At 67.4% G+C, this 20304-nt stretch carries 21 protein-coding genes; 15 read left to right on the top strand and 6 right to left on the bottom strand.

Annotated elements, in window-relative coordinates; genetic code table 11:
- Positions 1 to 324: 324 nt before the first annotated feature.
- The 4 genes from CCR98_RS03815 to CCR98_RS03800 are packed head-to-tail and all read left to right on the top strand — an operon-like array spanning position 325 to position 3194.
- Positions 325 to 906: a nitroreductase gene (locus CCR98_RS03815; RefSeq protein ID WP_087924138.1), complete on the top strand. Its 582-nt coding sequence runs from the start codon at positions 325 to 327 to the stop codon at positions 904 to 906.
- A complete protein-coding gene (locus CCR98_RS03810) occupies positions 903 to 1853 on the top strand; it encodes a 5'-3' exonuclease H3TH domain-containing protein (protein WP_087921602.1) in 951 nt (316 codons plus the stop codon). Before CCR98_RS03815 ends, CCR98_RS03810 begins: the two co-directional genes overlap by 4 nt.
- Positions 1850 to 2404: an NUDIX hydrolase gene (locus CCR98_RS03805; RefSeq protein ID WP_087921601.1), complete on the top strand. Its 555-nt coding sequence runs from the start codon at positions 1850 to 1852 to the stop codon at positions 2402 to 2404. Before CCR98_RS03810 ends, CCR98_RS03805 begins: the two co-directional genes overlap by 4 nt.
- Positions 2397 to 3194, top strand: a complete 798-nt coding sequence (locus tag CCR98_RS03800; RefSeq protein WP_087921600.1) for an N-formylglutamate amidohydrolase — start codon at positions 2397 to 2399, stop codon at positions 3192 to 3194. The genes CCR98_RS03805 and CCR98_RS03800 overlap by 8 nt, the downstream gene beginning before the upstream one ends.
- A gap of 105 nt (positions 3195 to 3299) precedes the next feature.
- Here the strand turns inward: CCR98_RS03800 and CCR98_RS03795 are convergent, their stop codons facing one another.
- Both CCR98_RS03795 and CCR98_RS03790 read right to left on the bottom strand, forming a co-directional pair.
- Complete coding sequence (locus CCR98_RS03795; protein ID WP_087921599.1) at positions 3300 to 3971, bottom strand: hypothetical protein; 672 nt, start codon at positions 3969 to 3971, stop codon at positions 3300 to 3302.
- Entirely contained in the window at positions 3968 to 5386 is a 1419-nt protein-coding gene (locus CCR98_RS03790) for an MFS transporter (RefSeq protein ID WP_087921598.1), read from the bottom strand. The genes CCR98_RS03795 and CCR98_RS03790 overlap by 4 nt, the downstream gene beginning before the upstream one ends.
- A gap of 105 nt (positions 5387 to 5491) precedes the next feature.
- On the opposite strand from CCR98_RS03790, the gene CCR98_RS03785 reads away from it, so the two are divergent.
- Entirely contained in the window at positions 5492 to 6376 is an 885-nt protein-coding gene (locus CCR98_RS03785; RefSeq protein WP_087924137.1) for a LysR family transcriptional regulator, read from the top strand.
- Between the two features lie 103 nt (positions 6377 to 6479).
- Here CCR98_RS03785 and pip read toward each other — a convergent pair whose 3' ends face one another.
- Positions 6480 to 7421, bottom strand: coding sequence for a prolyl aminopeptidase (pip, locus tag CCR98_RS03780; protein WP_087921597.1), 942 nt, complete (start codon positions 7419 to 7421; stop codon positions 6480 to 6482).
- 48 nt (positions 7422 to 7469) lie between these two features.
- The gene (gene prmC / locus CCR98_RS03775; RefSeq protein ID WP_087921596.1) at positions 7470 to 8327 is read right to left on the bottom strand and encodes a peptide chain release factor N(5)-glutamine methyltransferase; all 858 of its coding nucleotides are present in this window, start codon (positions 8325 to 8327) and stop codon (positions 7470 to 7472) included.
- Between the two features lie 322 nt (positions 8328 to 8649).
- On the opposite strand from prmC, the gene ahpC reads away from it, so the two are divergent.
- From ahpC to CCR98_RS03750, 5 genes are all read left to right on the top strand, one after another.
- Positions 8650 to 9213 carry an alkyl hydroperoxide reductase subunit C gene (gene ahpC, locus CCR98_RS03770; protein WP_004144811.1) on the top strand — a complete coding sequence of 188 codons (564 nt, stop codon included), beginning with the start codon at positions 8650 to 8652 and terminating at the stop codon, positions 9211 to 9213.
- Positions 9214 to 9438: 225 nt separating this feature from the next.
- Positions 9439 to 11031, top strand: a complete 1593-nt coding sequence (ahpF, locus tag CCR98_RS03765; RefSeq protein WP_087921595.1) for an alkyl hydroperoxide reductase subunit F — start codon at positions 9439 to 9441, stop codon at positions 11029 to 11031.
- An 85-nt stretch (positions 11032 to 11116) separates the two neighbouring features.
- Positions 11117 to 12079: a LysR substrate-binding domain-containing protein gene (locus CCR98_RS03760; RefSeq protein WP_087921594.1), complete on the top strand. Its 963-nt coding sequence runs from the start codon at positions 11117 to 11119 to the stop codon at positions 12077 to 12079.
- Between the two features lie 123 nt (positions 12080 to 12202).
- Positions 12203 to 12607: a nucleoside diphosphate kinase regulator gene (gene rnk, locus CCR98_RS03755; RefSeq protein ID WP_087921593.1), complete on the top strand. Its 405-nt coding sequence runs from the start codon at positions 12203 to 12205 to the stop codon at positions 12605 to 12607.
- 50 nt (positions 12608 to 12657) lie between these two features.
- The gene (locus CCR98_RS03750) at positions 12658 to 13614 is read left to right on the top strand and encodes a transaldolase (protein WP_087921592.1); all 957 of its coding nucleotides are present in this window, start codon (positions 12658 to 12660) and stop codon (positions 13612 to 13614) included.
- A 580-nt stretch (positions 13615 to 14194) separates the two neighbouring features.
- On the opposite strand, the gene msrA is transcribed toward CCR98_RS03750, so the two are convergent.
- Positions 14195 to 14860, bottom strand: a complete 666-nt coding sequence (msrA, locus tag CCR98_RS03745; protein ID WP_087924136.1) for a peptide-methionine (S)-S-oxide reductase MsrA — start codon at positions 14858 to 14860, stop codon at positions 14195 to 14197.
- 30 nt (positions 14861 to 14890) lie between these two features.
- The gene (locus CCR98_RS03740; RefSeq protein ID WP_087921591.1) at positions 14891 to 15154 is read right to left on the bottom strand and encodes a DUF2007 domain-containing protein; all 264 of its coding nucleotides are present in this window, start codon (positions 15152 to 15154) and stop codon (positions 14891 to 14893) included.
- 196 nt (positions 15155 to 15350) lie between these two features.
- Here CCR98_RS03740 and CCR98_RS03735 point away from each other — a divergent pair, with 196 nt between their 5' ends.
- The 5 genes from CCR98_RS03735 (at position 15351) to rlmM (ending at position 20276) form a co-directional block, all read left to right on the top strand.
- Entirely contained in the window at positions 15351 to 17099 is a 1749-nt protein-coding gene (locus CCR98_RS03735) for a glutamine--tRNA ligase/YqeY domain fusion protein (protein ID WP_087921590.1), read from the top strand.
- 43 nt (positions 17100 to 17142) lie between these two features.
- Positions 17143 to 17796: a hypothetical protein gene (locus CCR98_RS03730; protein ID WP_087921589.1), complete on the top strand. Its 654-nt coding sequence runs from the start codon at positions 17143 to 17145 to the stop codon at positions 17794 to 17796.
- 48 nt (positions 17797 to 17844) lie between these two features.
- Positions 17845 to 18567, top strand: coding sequence for a DUF6348 family protein (locus tag CCR98_RS03725; protein WP_087921588.1), 723 nt, complete (start codon positions 17845 to 17847; stop codon positions 18565 to 18567).
- Positions 18568 to 18664: 97 nt separating this feature from the next.
- On the top strand, positions 18665 to 19225 hold the full coding sequence (locus CCR98_RS03720; protein ID WP_004154307.1) for a nucleoside deaminase: 561 nt from the start codon (positions 18665 to 18667) through the stop codon (positions 19223 to 19225).
- Positions 19209 to 20276, top strand: coding sequence for a 23S rRNA (cytidine(2498)-2'-O)-methyltransferase RlmM (gene rlmM / locus CCR98_RS03715; RefSeq protein WP_087921587.1), 1068 nt, complete (start codon positions 19209 to 19211; stop codon positions 20274 to 20276). The genes CCR98_RS03720 and rlmM overlap by 17 nt, the downstream gene beginning before the upstream one ends.
- The last annotated feature ends 28 nt before the right edge of the window (positions 20277 to 20304 follow it).

The following is a 20304-nucleotide window of genomic DNA, read 5'->3' as shown; positions in this document are numbered from 1 at the left end:
GGCTCCCCACCTTCTCTGGTACGACAGACAGCATGGACATCGCGACGACCGGCACACCCCATGTACCGGAACGTCCATGGTAGGCCGGCCAGCCCGTCGCGGACAGTGAAACAGTCCTCACTTCAAACCTCATGACCGGCGGCCCGGCAAGACAGATATCGTAAGCCGTGCAAGGCCCACGAGGCGAGGGGAAGCGGCTGTCCGTTTCCCGCCAGTGGCATGATGTTCATCACAGTTTGGTATTCAGGGGCCGGACGCGACACAGACGGCGTCATTGACCACCCCGACTATAATCAAACACCCGTGATGACCGGTTCAGACTCCATGCCCGACCCCGCTGCCCTGCTTGCACTGGATGCCCGCCGCTCGGTGCCCTCGCGGCAACTGGGCGAGCCCGGACCGGACCCGGCCACCCTGCAGCGGATGCTGGCCTCGGCGGTGCGCGTGCCCGACCATGGCAAGCGCGTGCCGTTCCGCTTCCTGAAAATCGCCGGCGATGCACGTCACACTCTGGGCGACTTCCTGGCTGAACGCAGCCGCCAGCGCGACCCCCATGCCGGCGAGGCCGTGTTCGAAAAGGACCGCCAGCGTTTCAGCCACGCCCCGCTGGTGATCGTGGTGGTCGCCAGCCCGCGTCCGGACCCGAAGGTGCCCGAACAGGAACAGCTGATGACCGCCGGCTGCGTCTGCTTCGCCCTGCTGCAGGCCGCGCAGGCGCTGGGCTTCGGCGCGCAGTGGCTGACTGCCTGGATGGCCTTCGATCCGGTCGTGCAGGCCCATCTGGGCCTGGTCGACGGCGAACGCATTGCCGGCTTCATCCACATCGGTACGCCCAGGGCCGACGTGCCCGAGCGCGAGCGCCCCGACCCGGCGGCCCTGCTGCGGGACTGGACGCCGCCGGCATGACCCTGCCGGCTCCGCCGCCGTCGCTGTACCTGGTCGACGCCAGCATCTACGTGTTCCGCGCCTGGCACTCGCTGCCGGACCAGTTCCAGGACGCCCAGGGCTGGCCGACCAATGCGGTGCACGGCTTCGCCCGCTTCCTGCTGGACCTGCTGGAGCGCGAGCGCCCGCTGCATATCGCCATCGCCTTTGACGAAGCGCTCGACAGCGGCTTCCGCCATCGGCTGTATCCGGCCTACAAGGCCAATCGTGATCCGGCTCCGGAAGCGCTCAAGCGCCAGTTCGTGCACTGCAAGGCCCTGTGCGCGGCGTTGGGCCTTGCCGTCCTGGCCCACCACGAATACGAGGCCGACGACCTGATCGGCAGCGCCCTGCACGTGCACCGCGGCAGCCATCGCGGAGTGATCATCTCCGCCGACAAGGACCTGTCGCAGCTGCTGCTCGACCACGACGAGCAGTGGGACTACGCCCGCAACCAGCGCTGGGACGTGGCCGGCGTGAAGGCACGGCACGGCGTGCACGCGCACCAGATTGCCGACTACCTGGCGCTGTGCGGCGATGCGGTGGACAACATTCCCGGTGTCAGTGGTGTTGGCAGCAAGTCCGCCGCCGTGCTGCTGGCCCACTTCGGCAGCATGGATGCGCTGTACGAACGGCTGGACGAAGTGCCGTTCCTGCGCCTGCGTGGCGCTGCGCAGATGGCAGTGCGCCTGCGCGAACAGCGCGAGCACGCCCAGCTCTGGCGCCAGCTGACCACCATCGCGCTGGACGCGCCGCTGGAGGGCAGCCAGCCCGGGCTGCTGCGCCAGGCGGCCGACCCGGAGCTGCTCGGTGGCCTGTGCCAGACCCTGCGCTTCGGCCCGATGACCCGCCGCCGGCTGTTCGATGCCGCCGGTGTGGCCGACCCTCTTCCCACTCCATCCTTTTCCAATTCCGGCGAGCCCGCATGAGCCAGCGCAACACCGAAGCCCCGCGCGTCGTCTATGAAGGCAAGTACCAGCGCATGCTGGTGCGCGGCACCTGGGAATACAGCGAACGTACCCATGCCGGTGGCCTGGCCGCGATCATCATCGCCGTCACCCCGCAGGACAAGGTGCTGTTCGTCGAGCAGTTCCGTGTACCGCTGCAGGCCCCCACCATCGAAATGCCGGCCGGTCTGGTCGGCGACATCGATGCGGGCGAATCGATTGAAGTCTCGGCCGTGCGCGAGCTGGAAGAAGAAACCGGCTGGACCGCCGACCATGCCGAAGTGCTGATGATCGGCCCGACGTCTTCCGGCGCCAGCAGCGAGAAGATCGCCTTCGTACGCGCCACCGGCCTGCGCCGGATCGGCGAAGGTGGCGGTGATGACAGCGAGGACATCACCGTGCACGAGATTCCACGCAGCGAGGCCGCGGCGTGGCTGGTGCAGAAGATGGGCGAAGGCTACGAGCTGGATGCCAAGCTGTGGGCCGGGCTGTGGATGATCGAGCACCACCTGGACGGGCGCCCGCGTGGCTGACGCCGACCTGCACGCACTGCCGGCGCTGCTGGGCGCCGACGACCCGGCGATCTACACCCTCCACCGGCCGCAGGGCGCCTCGCCGTACCTGCTGCTGGCCGATCACGCCGGCCAGCAGGTGCCGCGTGCACTGGGCGGGCTTGGCCTGGCACAGGCCGAACTCGACCGCCACATCGGCTGGGACATCGGCATTGCCGGCACCACCCGCGCACTGGCCGAACGGCTCGATGCCTGGGCGATCGAACAGACCTACTCGCGGCTGCTGATCGACTGCAACCGCCCGCTGGCCTCGCCCACACTGATCCCGGGAGTGAGCGACCACACCGTGGTGCCGGGCAATGCCGGGTTGTCGGCGGCGCAGCGGCAGCAGCGCATCAATGCGATCCACGCGCCGTACCACGCACGCATCGACGCGGAACTGGATGCACGCCGTGAAGCCGGCCGCCCCACCCTGCTGGTGATGATGCACAGCTTCACCCCGGTCATGAGCGGCATGCAGCGGCCGTGGCATGCCGGCGTGCTGTACCACCAGGACACACGCTTTGCGCACGCACTGCTGCAGGCACTGCGCGACGAAGGCGACCTGGTGGTGGGTGACAACGAACCGTATTCGGTCAGCAGTACCAGCGACTACGCGGTGCCGGTGCATGGCGAAGGGCGCGGCCTGGTGCATGTGGAACTGGAAATCCGCCAGGACCTGATCGCCGATGCCGCCGGGCAGCAGGCATGGGCTGAGCGGCTGGCGCGGATCTTCAGCGCATTGCAGCCGCAGTTGCTGGCCTTGGCATGATCCCATCCACGCATGGCGTGGATTTACCCAGGATCGGTAGTGCCGGCCGCTGGCCGGCAACCGCAATGATCCAACGGACCTGGGGTTGCCGGCCAGCGGCCGGCACTACCGCAATACGGGCGCATCCATCCACGGGAACGGCTTGAACCCGTGCACCTGCACGGTCGCACCGATCGCTTCGAACTGATCCTTGATCGCCTGCGCACGGCGAAGATCCAGGGCTTCACCCAGCACCAGCGGCAACGCACGGCAGCGTGCCAGCGCCTCGCCCACCGGAATCTCCAGCAGGCGCGCCACGCGCTGCGCTGCGGCTTTGATCTGCCCCTCCGGGCACGCCTTCAGCGTCAGATCGAAGGAAGCGAAGATGCCTGCGCCCACCCCTGCCTCGCCCGCCTCCGCTTGTTCCTCAGCACCCGCTTCGCCCAGGGCCTCGTCGATACCCTCGACCTGCTGGAACGCGTCGTACTCGGCGTAGTACGCCAGCGCCTGCGCGTAGTCCTGCAGCGACGACAGCGGGCGTTGCCGCTTCTGCACATCCAGCACGTCGGCAAACGTGGCCGGTTCCAGATACGGGAACAGCCCCATCGCTGCCGAAGCGGCCGACCGCTCGCCGTCGTCATCCAGCGCTTCATCACTGGATGACGGCAACCAGAAACGCGCCTGCAGCAGATCGCCCCCGGTGGCGTGCACCCAACCGAAGGAGGCACACACCGCATCGTCATCGTTGCAGGCCGCGAAGGCACGCAGGGTCTGTTGCAGGTCCAGCAGCTCGATCATGCGTCGTTGCCCAGGCAGGCAGTCGCTGCCGAGTCTACCGGCGCCGGGTGCAGGCCCAGCGCGATGACCACGCCGAACGTGGCGAACAGCGCGGCGCCGTACTGCGCATTGACCATGCCCTGCAGCGCATCAGGGCTGGTTGCCACCTGCGTGCCGCGCGAGGCGTTGGCCACCATCACCAGTACCGCCAGTCCCAACGCGCCACCGATCTGTTGTGCGGTGGCGGCCATGCCGGACGCCACTCCCTGTTGCGGCCCCGGCACGCCCTGCCCGGCCACGATCCACATCGCCGTCCAGCTCATGCCCTGGCCCACGCTGAGCACCACGATGCCCGGCAGCAGCGGCCAGTAGCTGGCGCCATGCGGCATCGCCAGCGCCACCGCGGTGATGCCGATGGCACCGGCCGCGAAGCCCCAGGCCAGCACCTGCCGTGGCGAACGGCGCCGCAGCATGCGTTCGGCAATGCGGATGCCGGAGGTGCACACCACTGTCGGCAGCAGGAAGGCCATGCCGGCCTGCAGCGGGCTCCAGCCATAACCATCCTGGAAGTAGAGCGCCAGGAAGTAGTACTGCACGCCATAGCTGCTCATGAAGGCGAAGGTCAGGCCGAGTGCCGCGCGCAGGCCGGGCAGGCGCAGCAGCGCGAACTGCATCAGCGGGTCACGGCTGCGCTTTTCGATCTGTACGAACACCGTCAACAGTACGGCTGAAAGCAGCAGGCAGATGAGCGTGGCCCGCGCAGTCCAACCCCACTCCGGGCCCTGCACCAGGGTGGTAACCAGCAGGCTGCCGCCGGCGGTGACGGTAAGGCAACCGGCCAGATCGAAGGAACGGCCCTGCACGCGCGGGCCATCGGCCGGCAACCATGCACCGGCTGCGACCGCACACGCCGTGGCCAAGGGCACGATCACCGCCAGCACCGCCGGCCAGCCGAACGCCTGGGTCAGCACGCCACCGAGCAGCGTGCCCAGCGCCAGGCCGACCGCGCTGGCCATGCTCCAGATCGCCAGCGCGCGGTTACGCACCGGGCCTTCCGCATACAACGTGTTGATCAGCGCCAGCGTGGCCGGGAACAGCAACGCGGCGCCGATACCCTGCGCCGCGCGCGCGATGATCAGCAGGGTGGCATTCGGTGCCAGCGCGCCGAGCAGCGACGCCAGCGCGAACAGCAGCATGCCCAGCCGGTAGAAGCGGCGGCGGCCGATCAGGTCGGCGGCACGGCCGCCCAGCAACAGGCTGCCGCCGAACGCCACGGTGTAGGCACTGACCACCCACTGCAACTGCTGCGCGTTGATCTGCAGCGCGCGCCCCATGTCATGCAGGGCGACGAAAATGATGGTGGCATCCAGGGCGATGATCAGCTGTGCGGTGGCCAGCAGGGTCAGCGCCCAGCGCGGGTATTTGAGGGAAGGCATCGGTGGTCTGGCGCGGTGGGGGAACGCAGTCTCATTGATGCAGTCCAATCAATAAACCCCTAAACAGCCATATCTGTCATGATTTTCAGCATGAATGCAGCCTCGATGGACCTCAATGCAGTACGCATGCTGGTGCAGGTGGCCGAAGCCCGCAGCTTCACCGTGGCTGCCGGGCAGCTGGGCCTGAGCCAATCCGGCCTGTCGCGCGCGATTGGTCGGCTGGAGGCCAGCCTGGGAGTGAAGTTGCTGCAGCGGAACACCCGCAACGTGGCGCTCACCCCGGACGGCCGCCAATTTGTCGAACAGGTGTCGCCGCTGCTGGCCGGCCTCGGCGATGCCGAGCGGCAGTTGGCCGACCGTCCGTGCACGCCCTCAGGCACGCTGAAGATCAGCGCGCCATCGATGTTCGGGCGCAAGGTGCTGGTACCGCTGCTGGCGCCGTTGCTGCAGCAGCACCCGCAGCTGCAGGTGGAGGCCGTGCTCAGCGACCGCCTGGTGGATCTGGTGGAGGAAGGCTTCGACGCCGCCCTGCGCACCGGCACCATCGCTGATCAGCGCATGGTGGCGCGTCCATTGAAGCCACTGCGCTGGGTGACGGTGGCCAGCCCCGCCTATCTGGCCCGCTGTGGCGCACCGGACGATGTGGCCGCGCTGCAGGATCACGCGTGCCTCGCGGTGCGCAACCTGCGCAGTGGCCGGCTGGTGGACTGGCAGTTCCTGCAGGACGGGCAACTGCGCGAGTTCACGCCACCGACGCGGATGGTGTTCGACAGCGGCGATCCGCTGGTGGAAGCGGCCATCGCCGGCATCGGCATCGTGCAGGTAATGGATTTCGCGGTGGCCGATGCGTTGGCCGACGGCCGCCTGCAACGCGTGCTGCAGCCGTTTGAAGGCCGCAGCCGCGCGCTGTCGTTGATCTACCCGCCCTCGCGCCAGCACTCGCCGAAGCTGCAGGTGCTGGCCGACGCGTTGCTGGCAGGGCAGTGGTAGCGCCGGGCGATGCCGGCCAGCGGCCGGCACTACCAGGCTGCGGTAGATCCACGCCATGCGTGGATGAGGGTTGGCAGCGCCGGGCATGGCCCGGCACTACCGATCAGGCGAAGCTATCGGTGGCGCGCACCAGCGCGTCCACGTTCTCGGCTTCAAACGCCGAATGGCCCGAGGCCGGCGTGATCTCCAGCTTCGCCTTCGGCCACACCTTGGTCAGGTCCCACGCGTTGGCCAGCGGGCAGACCACGTCGTAGCGGCCATGCACGATCACGCCCGGGATGCCGGCGATGCGGTGCGCGTCGCGCAGCAGCTGGTCTTCCACCTCGAAGAAACCACCGTTGACGAAGTAGTGGTTCTCGATGCGGGCAAAGGCCAGGGCGAAGTGCGGGTCTTCGTGGCTGTTGATGAAGTCGTCATCGACGTGCAGGAAGCTGGTCGCGCCTTCCCACACCGCCCACGCCTTGGCCGCTTCCAGGCGGGTGGTTTCGTCGTCGCTGGTCAGGCGGCGGTGGAACGCCGAGATCAGGTCATGACGTTCCACCGACGGAATCGGCTTCAGGTAGTGCTCCCACGCATCCGGGAACAGGCGGTTGGCGCCCTCCTGGTAGAACCATTCCAGCTCCCAGCGGCGCAGCATGAAGATGCCGCGCAGGACCAGCTCGGTCACGCGCTGCGGGTGGGTTTCGGCATAGGCCAGGGCCAGGGTCGAACCCCAGCTGCCGCCGAACACCTGCCAGCGATCAACCTTCAGATGCTCACGCAGCTTCTCGATGTCGGCGACGAGGTCCCAGGTGGTGTTGTCCACCAGGTCGGCATGCGGCGTGGAACGACCGGCACCGCGCTGGTCGAACAGGATGATGCGGTACTTGGACGGGTCGTGGAACTGGCGCATCTTGTCGCTGCAGCCGCCGCCCGGGCCACCGTGCAGCATCACCACCGGCTTGCCGTCCGGGTTGCCGCACTGTTCGAAGTACAGCGTGTGGCGGTCGTCGACCTTCAGGGCGCCGACGTCATAGGGGGTGATGGCGGGGTACAGCGTACGCATGCTTGCAGCTCCAGGGTGATGCCCTGCCGGGGCAGGAGAACCTCCATTCTAGGCCGGACGCCGACCCAGGGTGATCCGGTCGCGCTGCTCCAGGTCCTGCACGGTCTGCACCTCCGCAAAACCCGCGGTGTCGAACAGCACGCGGATCGCCGCGCCCTGGTCCCAACCGTGCTCGATCAGCAGCCAACCGCCGGGCAGCAGATGGGCCTTGCCACCGTCGACGATGCGGCGGATGTCATCCAGGCCATCCACGCCGGAGGCCAGCGCGGTGGCCGGTTCGAAGCGCAGGTCGCCCCGTGCCAGGTGCGGGTCGTCGCTGGCGATGTACGGCGGGTTGCTGGCGATCAGGTCGAAGCGCGCACCCTGCAGCGGCGCATACCAGTCGTGCCCGCCCTCTGCGAAGCGGACGTTGCCCAGTTCATGGCGCGCAGCATTGCGCGCGGCCACGGCCAGCGCGCCGGGGCTGGCATCGGTGGCCAGCACCTGCGCCTGCGGCCGTTCGCTGGCCAGGGCCAGCGCAATCGCGCCACTGCCGGTGCCCAGGTCGGCCAGCTGCAGTGCGTGGCCCTGCGGCAGGCGATCCAGCGCGAGCTCCACCAGCAGTTCGGTTTCCGGGCGCGGGATCAGCGTGGCCGGGTCGACCTCCAGGTCCAGCGTCCAGAAACCGCGGCGGCCAGTCAGGTAGGCCACCGGCTCGCCGGCCACGCGGCGGGCCAACAGCGCTTCGAAGGCGGCGTGGTCGGCGACGTCGAGCGGATCGGTGGCATGTGCGAACAGCCAGCTGCGAGGGCGGTCCAGCACGTGCAGCAACAGCAGTTCGGCCTCGTGGCGGGCGTCGACGCCGCCGAGGCGGGCACTGGCCTCGGCCACGACCTGGCGCAGGGAGGATTCGGGTTGCAGAGACATTCCGCAATTGTAGAGCCGTGCCCGCGCCCGGCTGCTTCCGGAGTACTGGAGCGTGGCTCGACTCCACAAAAGCTGGAAACCGTTCAGGTTCCGCCTAAGGGGATAAGGAGGGACTATCGACCCTATTCAACCGTCCCGGAAGATTTTCCTTGTCACACAGGCAGTTGCAGGATGGGAGCGGCAAGGTTCAGTGCATGCTCATTGGCTTTTGATAGCCTGCATCTATCGAATAGATGCAATCAATGGATTGTTCTTATCGGTAGCGAGCCGGTAACCTAGCTCCTGTCGATTCACCCACACCCCTTCACCCAGAGGAAAAACGATGTCCCTGATCAACACCCAGATCCAGCCGTTCGAAGCCAATGCTTACCTGAATGGCGAGTTCATCAAGGTTTCCGACAGCACCCTGAAGGGCCAGTGGTCGGTCCTGATCTTCATGCCGGCCGCCTTCACCTTCAACTGCCCGACCGAGATCGAAGACGCCGCTGACCATTACGCCGAGTTCAAGAAGGCCGGCGCCGAGGTCTACATCGTCACCACCGACACCCACTTCTCGCACAAGGTGTGGCACGAAACCTCGCCGGCTGTCGGCAAGGCCCAGTTCCCGCTGGTCGGCGACCCGACCCACCAGCTGACCAACGCCTTCGGCGTGCACATTCCGGAAGAAGGCCTGGCCCTGCGCGGCACCTTCATCATCAACCCGGAAGGCGTGATCAAGACCCTGGAGATCCACTCCAACGAGATCGCCCGTGACGTCTCCGAGACCCTGCGCAAGCTGAAGGCTGCCCAGTTCACCGCCGCCAACCCGAACCAGGTTTGCCCGGCCAAGTGGAAGGAAGGCGAGAAGACCCTGACCCCGTCGCTGGACCTGGTCGGCAAGATCTAAGGCAGTACCGGCCTGCCGTGGCCCCACGCCACGGCGCGCCCTTCACCCCCGTGCCGGTCCCCCCGCCGGCGTGGGGGTGAACCCAAGACAGCCAACGCTCGCCCGCCTTGGCCAGCCAGCCCCTTCCACGGTCGCTGTCTTGGGTTCACCCCTACCCCCTGCTGGTCCGCTACCTTCTACAGCGGTGCCACGCCCCCTGTTTGCCTGAAGCCAGGAGATCACCCGATGTTGGACGCCAACCTGCAGTCGCAGCTGAAGACCTATCTGGAGCGCGTGACCCGCCCGATCCAGATCACCGCGCACGCCGATGACGGCGCCAAGTCGCAGGAAATGCTGGAACTGCTGCAGACCCTGGACAGCCTGTCGGACAAGATCACGCTGCAGGTCCTGCGCGATGGCCAGGGCCGCGTGCCGTCCTTCGACCTGGGCACGCCGGGCCAGGACATCCACCTGACCTTCGCCGGCCTGCCGATGGGCCACGAGTTCACTTCGCTGGTGCTCGCGCTGCTGCAGGTCGGCGGCCACCCGTCCAAGGCCACCGCCGAGCTGATCGAGCAGGTGCAGAACCTGGAGGGTGACTACAAGTTCGAAACCTACTTCTCGCTGTCCTGCCAGAACTGCCCGGACGTGGTGCAGGCGCTGAACCTCGCCGCGGTGCTCAACCCGCGCATCCAGCACGTGGCCATCGACGGCGCCCTGTTCCAGGAGGAAGTCGAGCAGCGCGAGATCATGTCGGTGCCGACCGTGTACCTCAACGGTGAAGTGTTCGACCAAGGCCGCATGACCCTGGAGCAGATCGTGGCCAAGCTGGACACCAATGCCAGCAAGCGCGATGCCGAGAAGATCGCCGCCAAGGACGCCTTCGACGTGCTGGTGGTCGGCGGTGGCCCGGCTGGCGCGGCAGCGGCGATCTATGCCGCGCGCAAGGGCATCCGCACCGGCATCGCCGCCGAGCGTTTCGGTGGCCAGGTGCTGGACACGATGGCGATCGAGAACTTCATTTCAGTGAAGGAGACCGAAGGCCCGAAGCTGGCCACCGCGCTGGAACAGCACGTGCGCGAGTACGAGGTGGACATCATGAACCTGCAGCGCGCCAGCGCGCTGGTGCCGGCCGGTGAAGACGGCCTGGTGCAGGTGCAGCTGGAAAACGGCGCGGTGCTGAAGTCGCGCTCGGTGATCCTGTCCACCGGCGCGCGCTGGCGGCAGATGAACGTGCCCGGCGAAGACCAGTACCGCAACAAGGGCGTGGCCTATTGCCCGCACTGCGATGGCCCGTTGTTCAAGGGCAAGCGTGTGGCGGTGATCGGCGGCGGCAACTCCGGCGTGGAGGCGGCCATCGATCTGGCTGGCATCGTGTCGCATGTAACCCTGCTGGAATTCGATTCCAGCCTGCGCGCCGATGAAGTGCTGCAGAAAAAGCTGCGCAGCCTGGCCAACGTCACCGTGCTGACCAGCGCACAGACCACCGAGGTGCTGGGCGACGGCAGCCGCGTCACCGGCCTGGTCTACAAGGACCGCGTCGGCGGCGATGCCCACCGCGTCGAGCTGGAAGGCATCTTCGTGCAGATCGGCCTGCTGCCCAACACCGAGTGGCTGAAGGATGTGGTGGCGCTTTCGCCGCGTGGCGAGGTGGTCATCGATGACCGCGGCCAGACCAACCTGCCGGGTGTATTCGCTGCTGGCGATTGCACGACGGTGCCCTACAAGCAGATCATCATCGCCATGGGCGCCGGCTCGACCGCCGCACTGAGCGCGTTCGACCACCTGATCCGCTCGTCGGTAAGCAACAGCAGCGGTGCCGTTGCTGAAGCGGCCTGATCCACCGTTCCCAGATCACCGGGAACATTGTCTGCCTGCCGGGTAACCATGCCGTCAGCCGGTCCGTTACCCCTGGGGTGTAAGGATGAACCTACGTGATCTGAAGTACCTGGTAGCCCTGGCCGACCACAAGCATTTCGGCCGGGCTGCCGCCTCCTGCTTCGTCAGCCAGCCCACGCTGTCAACGCAGATCCGCAAGCTGGAAGAAGAGCTGGGCCTGCCGCTGGTGGAACGCGCACCGCGCAAGGTGATGCTGACCCCGGCCGGGCAGGAAGCGGCGGCACGGGCACGGGTGATCGTGTCCGAAGTGGAACAGCTGAAGGAAGCGGCGCGTCGCAGCCGCGATCCGGAGGCCGGTACGGTGCGCCTGGGGATCTTTCCGACCCTCGGCCCGTACCTGCTGCCGCATGTGATTCCCCGCATCCGCGAGCGCTTCCCCGAGCTGGAACTGCTGCTGGTCGAGGAAAAGAGCGACGTGCTGCTGGACCGCCTGCGCGAAGGCAAGCTCGACGCCGCGTTGCTGGCGCTGCCGGTGATCGACGACCAGCTGCATGCCGAATTCCTGTTCGAGGAACCGTTCCTGCTGGCCGTGTCCGGTCGCCACCCGCTGGCCCGCCGCGAACACCTGGACGTGCAGGAACTGGCCACGCAGAAGCTGCTGCTGCTGGAGGACGGCCATTGCCTGCGCGACCAGGCGCTGGAAGTCTGCCGCCTGTTCGGTGCCAACGAGAAGTCCGAGTTCCGCGCCACCAGCCTGGAAACGCTGCGGCAGATGGTCGCCGCCGACGTCGGCATCACCCTGCTGCCAAGCCTGTCGGTGCAGCCCCCGGTGCCGCGCTCGAACAACATCCGCCTGCTCGATTTCACCGGCGAGGGCCGTCCCAGCCGCCGCATCGCCATGATCTGGCGGCGCAGCTCGGCCATGAACGACTTCCTGATGGAGCTGGCCGACCAGTTCAAGCGCCTGCCACAGGCGCTGTTCACCCTGGAGGCGGTCAACGCCGCCGGCGACACTGCCGCCCTGCCCGGCCCCGCGCTGAACGGCTGAACCCCCGCAACACCGGGCTGGAATCGTCAGGAGTCGATTCCAGCCGCATTTGTCCCCACAATACAGACAGGCGGCGCCAGCAGGTGCCGCCTTTTGCATGGCTTTCAACCAAGGAGCTTCACCATGAACACCGCCAGCGGCCTGCCGCCGTCGATCACCGTTTCTACCTTCGACATGGACCGCCTGGACGCCATGCTCGAATCCCCTGCGCTGAGCCAGACGCCTGCCGCGCTCGCGCTTGCTGAAGAACTCAACCGGGCCAACGTGGTGCCGGTAGACCAGATTCCCGAAGGCATCGTCATGATGCATTCGCGCGTGGAGTGCGAAGATGAAGTGTCGGGCGAGAAGCACGTCCTGACCCTGGTCTTCCCCCGTGAAGCCAACGTCGATGAGGGCAAGGTGTCCGTGCTGGCCCCGGTCGGCAGTGCCCTGCTCGGCCTGGCCATCGGCCAGAGCATCGACTGGAACGCGCCCGGCGGCCGCAAGCTGCGCCTGCGCGTGACCGCGGTCCACAACGACCGCCCCTGATTACCGCTGCGCACCGCGCGCGATTCGATCCCCCTGCACCAGGAGCCGTAATGAGTACCCCGTCCAAACTGTCCCAGCTGCGCGAACTGTCCGTGGTCGTTGCCGATACCGGTGACTACGACGCCATCAAGCGCCTGCAGCCGGTGGACTGCACCACCAACCCGACCCTGGTGAAGAAGGCGCTGGACCTGCCGGTCTACGCCGAACTGATCGAACGCGAACTGGCCTGGGGCCGCCAGCAGACGGGCGACCGCGAAGCCGTGGTGCACGCCGTGGCCGACCGCCTGACCATCGGCGTCGGCGCGCTGCTGAGCACGCTGGTGCCGGGCCGCGTGTCCACCGAAGTGGACGCCGACCAGGCCCACGACACTGCTGCCACCGTGGCCAAGGCCCGCCAGTTCATCCAGATGTACGCCGACGCCGGCGTGCCGCGCGAGAAGATCCTGATCAAGATCGCCGCGACCTGGGAAGGCGTGGAAGCGGCGCGCATCCTGCAGGCCGAAGGCATCGACTGCAACCTGACGCTGATCTTCAACCCGACCCAGGCGCTGGCCTGCAGCGAAGCCGGCGCGTTCCTGATCTCGCCGTTCGTCGGCCGCATCCTGGACTGGTACGTGGCCAACGGCCAGGCCCCGGCCAGCATCGACGAAGACCCGGGCGTGAAGTTCGTGCGCGGCGTGTATGCCGAGTTCAAGCGCCGTGGTTCGCCGACGGTGGTGATGGGCGCCTCGTTCCGTTCGACCGCGCAGATCGAAGCACTGGCCGGCTGCGACCGCCTGACGATCTCGCCGGACCTGCTGGAAAAGCTGGACGCCGACCACGGCGAGCTGCCGCGCAAGCTGGTGGCTGGTGCCGCCGACGGCGTGGCGGTGACGCCGATCGATGCGGCGAAGTTCGCAGCCGACCTGGCGGCCGATCCGATGGCGACCGAGAAGCTGGCGACCGGCATCGATGCGTTTGCCAAGGATCTGCAGGCACTGCGCGAGCGCATTCGTTCGGAACTGTGAGGATTCCGGCCAACGGCTGAGCCGCTCGTGGCGGGGGGCTTGGTCGCGAAGTGCATGAAGCAACAGCCGCGCTGGGTCGGGCGGGTTGGGTTCGCGGGGGACGCCGTGAACCCGTCCATGGGGGCTTGGCCGCGGCATCCATGCCGCGGACACCCCCGCGAACCCAACCCGCCCGCCCTCTGACAGTTTCCTGTGGCCGCCCGCCACGGAAGAAAGAAAGAAGAGCAACAGCGGGTCGCGCGCTGCGCTTGCTCACAGTCGAGCAAGCTCAACTCTACGGAGCACTGCAGGACCAGACAAAAAGGACGCGGCGAAGGCCGCGTCCTTTTTGTTTTCCTTCAGTTCGTCAGTAACCCATGCTCTTGCCCACCGTCACCGGGAAACTGTCGAAGGTGGGACGGGGGCGGCTGGCAGGACCGTTGGCGCCATGGATGGCGCCATCGAGCCCCCAAGGACGGGTTTACGGCGTGTCCTGCCAGCCGCCCCCGTCCCGCCAAACCATCAACAACCCAGAGCCGCTTTGGCTTTGGCTTTGGCAGTTGCTTTCAGCTTCTGCCCGCCGCAGGCGGACCACCGCGCGTCAGCGCGGCGCCTCCACATCCAACCCGATCGGGCAGCTCACGCCGGTGCCACCGATGCCGCAGTAGCCGTTCGGGTTCTTCGCCAGGTACTGCTGGTGATAGTCCTCGGCGTAGTAGTACGCCGGTGCCGGGTACACGATCTCGGTGGTGATCGGGCCGTAGCCGGCCGCATCCAGCTGGGCCTGGTAGGCCTCGCGGCTGGCCAGCGCAGCGGCGTACTGTGCCTCGTCGGTGGCGTGGATCGCCGAACGGTACTGGGTGCCGGTGTCGTTGCCCTGGCGCATGCCCTGGGTTGGGTCGTGGCTTTCCCAGAACAGCTGCAGCAGCCGCTCCAGGCTCACCACCGCCGGGTCGAACACCACCTGCACCACTTCGGTATGGCCGGTCAGCCCCGAGCAGACCTCTTCATAGGTCGGGTTCGGGGTGATGCCGCCGGCATAGCCGACCGAGGTGCTGTACACGCCTGGTTCGGCCCAGAACTTGCGCTCGGCGCCCCAGAAGCAGCCCAGCGCGAAGCGGATCTGCTGCAGGCCGGCGAAACGGTCCCTCAGCGGATGGCTGTTCACGAAGTGCTGGTTGCTGTGCAGCGGCAGCGGTTGGTCACGCCCCGGCAGTGCTTCTTCCGGACGTGGCAGGCGCTGCTTGAAGGCCCCGATGCCGAGGATGCCCTGGCCAATTCCCAACATGATGCGCTCCTACGCCGGAAGGCCGGCTATGTCGTCTGCATCGGAAATGGGGTCGTCGGCGGCCTGGCCCAAGTCCAGCGCCGCCACGATGTCCTCGGCCTGCGGCCGCGCTGCGTCGGGGATGCCGACCCGCAGCACGCCGAACAGCGGCAGCTCGCCCATGCCGCCCAGTAACGACTCGCCGAACACGAAGGCCGGGATACCCGCATCCTCCAGCGCGTGCTTGACCAGATGGGCGTCGAACAGGTTGTCGGCCTTGTACACGATGTGCATGCGGCGGCTCCGTGGGACAAGGTTCCAGCATACGCCCGGGGGCTGAATGGTGGTGGTGACGGCGCATGACCGTTCCGCCGGCCAGCGGCCTGCACGCGGTAGTGCCGGTCGCTGGCCGGCATTCCCACACCCGCCGGGCAGCCCTGCCCCTTACGCGCTAAACTGTTGGTCTTTCTGCCTTTCTCTTCGCCGACTCATGTCCGAGCACACCCCCGCCAGCCCCGAGACCCCCGCCGACAGCCACGAAAAGCGCGATTTCATCCGCCAGATCGTGCGCGAGGACCTGGCCAGCGGAAAGCACCAGGCGATCAAGACCCGCTTCCCGCCGGAGCCGAACGGCTACCTGCACATCGGCCATGCCAAGTCGATCTGCCTGAACTTCGGCATCGCCGGCGAGTTCAGCGGCGTCTGCAACCTGCGCTTCGATGACACCAACCCGGCCAAGGAAGATCCGGAGTACGTCGCCGCGATCCAGGACGACGTGCGCTGGCTGGGCTTCAGCTGGAACGAACTGCGCCACGCCTCGGACTATTTCCAGACCTACTACCTGGCCGCCGAGAAGCTGATCGAACAGGGCAAGGCCTATGTCTGCGACCTGTCGGCCGAGGAAGTGCGCGCCTACCGCGGCACCTTGACCGAGCCGGGCCGCCCGTCGCCGTGGCGCGACCGCAGCGTCGAGGAGAACCTCGACCTGTTCCGCCGCATGCGCGCCGGTGAATTCCCGGATGGCGCGCGCACCCTGCGCGCGAAGATCGACATGGCCAGCGGCAACATCAACCTGCGCGATCCGGCCCTGTACCGCATCAAGCACGTCGAGCACCAGAACACTGGCAATGCGTGGCCGATCTATCCGATGTACGACTTCGCGCACGCGCTGGGCGATTCCATCGAAGGCATCACCCACTCGCTGTGCACGCTGGAGTTCGAAGACCACCGCCCCCTGTACGACTGGTGCGTGGACAACGTCGATTTCGCCCACGACGACGCGCTGACCCAGCCGCTGGTCGACGCCGGCCTGCCGCGCGAAGCGGCCAAGCCGCGCCAGATCGAGTTCTCGCGTCTGAACATCAACTACACGGTGATGAGCAAGCGCAAGCTGATGGCGCTGGTCACCGAACAGCTGGTGGACGGCTGGGAAGACCCGCGCATGCCGACCCTGCAGGGCCTGCGTCGCCGTGGCTACACCCCGGCCGCGATGCGCCTGTTCGCCGAGCGCGTGGGCATCAGCAAGCAGAATTCGCTGATCGACTTCAGCGTGCTGGAAGGCGCGCTGCGCGAAGACCTGGACAGCGCCGCACCGCGCCGCATGGCGGTGGTCGACCCGGTCAAGCTGGTGCTGACCAACCTGCCGGTAGGCCATGAAGAACAACTGACCTTCAGCAACCACCCGAAGGACGAGAGCTTCGGCAGCCGCGAAGTGCCGTTCGCACGCGAGGTGTGGATCGACCGCGAGGACTTCGCCGAAGTGCCGCCGAAGGGCTGGAAGCGCCTGGTGCCGGGTGGCGAAGTGCGCCTGCGCGGCGCCGGCATCATCCGCTGCGACGAAGTGATCAAGGATGCCGACGGCACCATCACCGAGCTGCGCGGCTGGCTGGATCCGGAATCGCGTCCCGGCATGGAAGGCGCCAACCGCAAGGTCAAGGGCACCATCCACTGGGTCAGCGCCGTGCACGGCGTGCCGGCCGAGATCCGCCTGTATGACCGCCTGTTCTCGGTGCCGAACCCGGACGATGAGTCGGAAGGCAAGACCTACCGCGATTACCTCAACCCGGAATCGCGCCGTACCGTCACCGGCTATGTCGAGCCGGCCGCAGCCAGCGCCGCGCCGGAGCAGTCGTTCCAGTTCGAGCGCACCGGCTACTTCGTTGCCGACCGCCGCGACCACACCGAGGCCAAGCCGGTGTTCAACCGCAGCGTGACCCTGCGCGACACCTGGTCGGCCTGAGGACCTGCGCGGGCGCCAGCACGGCGCCCGCACGCCCCCGACGATGATCACCGCCCTCGCCGCCCTGCTCTGGTTCATCTCGCAGCATCCGCTGCTGACGTTCTTTGCAGCGATGGTGCTGGCTGGGCTGGTCTCGTGGTGGCGGCGCTTTCCGGGCTACGCCATCGTGGTGTTCCCGCTGGCGATGCTCAACATGTTCCTCGGCCACTTCCTCAACGCTACCTTCCTCAACGTGGTGGGCGAGCGCGGTGAAGCGGTGATCGTGAAGTCGGAGCGGACCAGCTCGACGCTCAACGAGCAGTACATCTGGCGCTACGAAGCGGTGCTGCGCACGGCCGAGGGCCGCGATGTGGAAGTGGTGTTCCACACCAACACCGCCTCGCTGTGGCCGCTGGAGAACGCCATCCGCATCCCGGCGCGCGACCAGCCATTCGTGGTGAAGTACACGCCGGGCTTCCCACGCAACTTCGTCATCCTCACCAATGAATCCCCGCACGGCGTCGCCCAGGCCCGGGCCAGCGCGCGCGAGCGGGTGGAAGTGGCGGCGCGCAAGCTGCACTTCAGCCCGGGCAATGCCAATTTCCGCGCGGACTATCGCCGCGAACTGGAAACCTGGCTGCGCGATCATGGCAGCGACCCGCAGCAGCAATCCGACGCGCAGCGATATCGCGCCGAACTCGACGCGCTCGAGCGATAGTTCCAGGCCCTGCCTGGATGTTCCACCCCATCCATCCACAGGCCTGACATGACCACGACCTCCACCGCCCTCCTCCCGCTGCTGCAGCAGGTCCTGCAGGGCGCCGGCTTCGCAAGCCGCGCCGATGGTGGTGCGCTGCTGCTGGACAGCGGCCTGCGCCTGACCCCGCATGCGATGGCCGCGCACGCGCGCGACAACGGCGGCTGGCAGACGTCCACCGTCATCGAGGTCCAGCATCCGGTGTTGTTCGCCGATGGCCTGTTCGAGTACCAGCACGCCAACGGTGCCGACGAACACGCCTCGCTGCTGTCCGGCTTCCAGACCTGGGTGCGTGTGGACCTGGCGACCCTGCAGACCGCGATCGGTGCCGAAGACGCGCAGGGCCTGCCGATGATGGGCCTGACCTATCCGGCCGGTGACGATGGCGAGGAACACGAGCGCACCGTGGTGCTGGGGCCGTTGGCGCACTACCGTGCACAGGAAGTGGATGCCTCCACCTGCAGCGAAGACGATCATGGCTCCTGCCCATGCTGCCTGTTCACCCGCAGCATGGACGCCTTCGATGAGCTGCTGAAAGCCCGCCAATTCCTCGCCATCCGCCTGTTCGCCTCGCGCGATGCCGACGGCCTGTGCGAGGCCGATTGCCGGGTGAACGGCCACGACTTTGCCGCCGCCCTGCCCCTGCTGCGCGCCTACGCGGCCAGCTGGCCGCAGGCCGGGCTGGAATTCCGCAAGCAATACGTGGTGATCCGCACCGGCTCGCCGGGGTGACCCGCCGCCACACCCGATACAGGCCGGTGCAGCTACACTGCGCGCCGGTTTCCCAAGCAACCGCACCTTCATTCATTCCCTACGAGGCACCCCCGCGATGCTGTACGCGCAAGTCCACCTGACCCTTCCCGCCTGGATCCACGACCAGATCGACCTGGATCGTCGATATCCGGGCGACGAGGCCAAGGTCGCGCTGGCGATCGAGCTGTCGCGGCTGAACGTCGAGCACGCCAGTGGCGGTCCGTTCGGTGCCGTGGTGTTCGGCCCGGATGACAAGGTCATCGCCGCCGGCGTGAACCGGGTGATGCCGCACGCAACCTCGCTGGCGCACGCCGAGAACATGGCCTACATGCTGGCCCAGCAGCGCCTGCAGACCCCGCGCCTGAACGCGGTGCTGTCGCCGGTCACCCTGGCCACCAGTTCGCAGCCGTGCTGCCAGTGCTACGGCGCCACCGTGTGGGCCGGCATCGACCGCCTGCTGATCGGTGCCAATTCGGCCGACGTCGAAGAGCTGACCCCGTTCGACGAAGGCCCGCTGCCGGCCGATTGGGTGGGCGAACTCAACAAGCGCGGCATCGAAGTGGTGCAGGGCCTGAACCGCGATGCCGCACGCAGCGTGCTGCGTGCCTATGGGGAAAGCGATGGCGCCCGTTACTGAAACCGGTATCGGCCTGCTGTGCCTGTGCCGGCAGGGCTTCGAGCCCGAGCTGGCCGGCGAGCTGCAGTTCCGCGCCGGTGAAGCCGGTTTCGCCGGCTACGCGCGCACCCAGCGCAATGACGGCTATGTGCTTTTCATGTGCGACGAAGCCGCTGCCCTGGCACCACGGCTGCGCTGGCGCGAATTGATCTTTGCGCGGCAGAAGCTGGTGGTGCTGGCCGAGCTGCCGCAGCTGGACCCGGCCGACCGCATCACCCCGATGCTGGAGGTGCTTGCCGATGCGCCGCGCTTCGGTGACCTGTGGGTGGAGCACCCCGATTCGGACGCCGGCAAGCCGCTGTCCGGACTGGCCCGCGCCTTCGGCAATGCGCTGCGCCCGGCGCTGCGCAAGGCCGGCAAGCTCAGTGACAAGCCGAACAACCGCCTGCCGCGCCTGCACGTGGTGTTCGTCGACGGTACCCATGCCTTCGTCTGCGTGGCCGACCCGGCCGACAGCGCGCCATGGGCACTGGGCATCCCGCGCCTGAAGCTGCTGCCCGAAGCACCTTCGCGTTCGGCGCTGAAGCTGGACGAAGCACTGCTGACTTTGCTGACCCCGGAAGAACGCGAAGCACTGGCCAAACCCGGCATGCGCGCGGCCGACCTCGGCGCCGCACCGGGCGGCTGGACCTGGGTACTGACCCGCCAGCACATGCACGTACTGAGCATCGACAATGGCCCGCTGCGCCAGCACGTGCTGGACACCGGCCTGGTCGAGCACCTGCGCGCCGATGGCTTCCACTGGCACCCGGAACAGCCGCTGGACTGGATGGTCTGCGACATGGTCGAGCAGCCGCGCCGCGTGGCCGAACGCATGGCCACCTGGTTCCGCGAAGGCTGGTGCCGGCATGCGATATTCAATCTGAAGCTGCCGATGAAGAAGCGCTGGGACGAGACCCGGTTGTGCCTGGACCTGTTCCAGGACCAGGCCGGCAAGCCGCTGGTGGTGCGTGCCAAGCAGCTGTATCACGACCGTGAGGAGATCACGGTGCTGGCCTCGCCGCTGCGCTGATCCGTCATCGTCGGCACAGGTTGCCGGG

The sequence above is a fragment of the Stenotrophomonas sp. WZN-1 genome, assembly GCF_002192255.1.
Lineage (GTDB): Bacteria > Pseudomonadota > Gammaproteobacteria > Xanthomonadales > Xanthomonadaceae > Stenotrophomonas.
The sequence above is the reverse complement of the archived record's forward strand: the minus strand, read 5'-3'. Positions and strand labels throughout refer to the sequence as shown.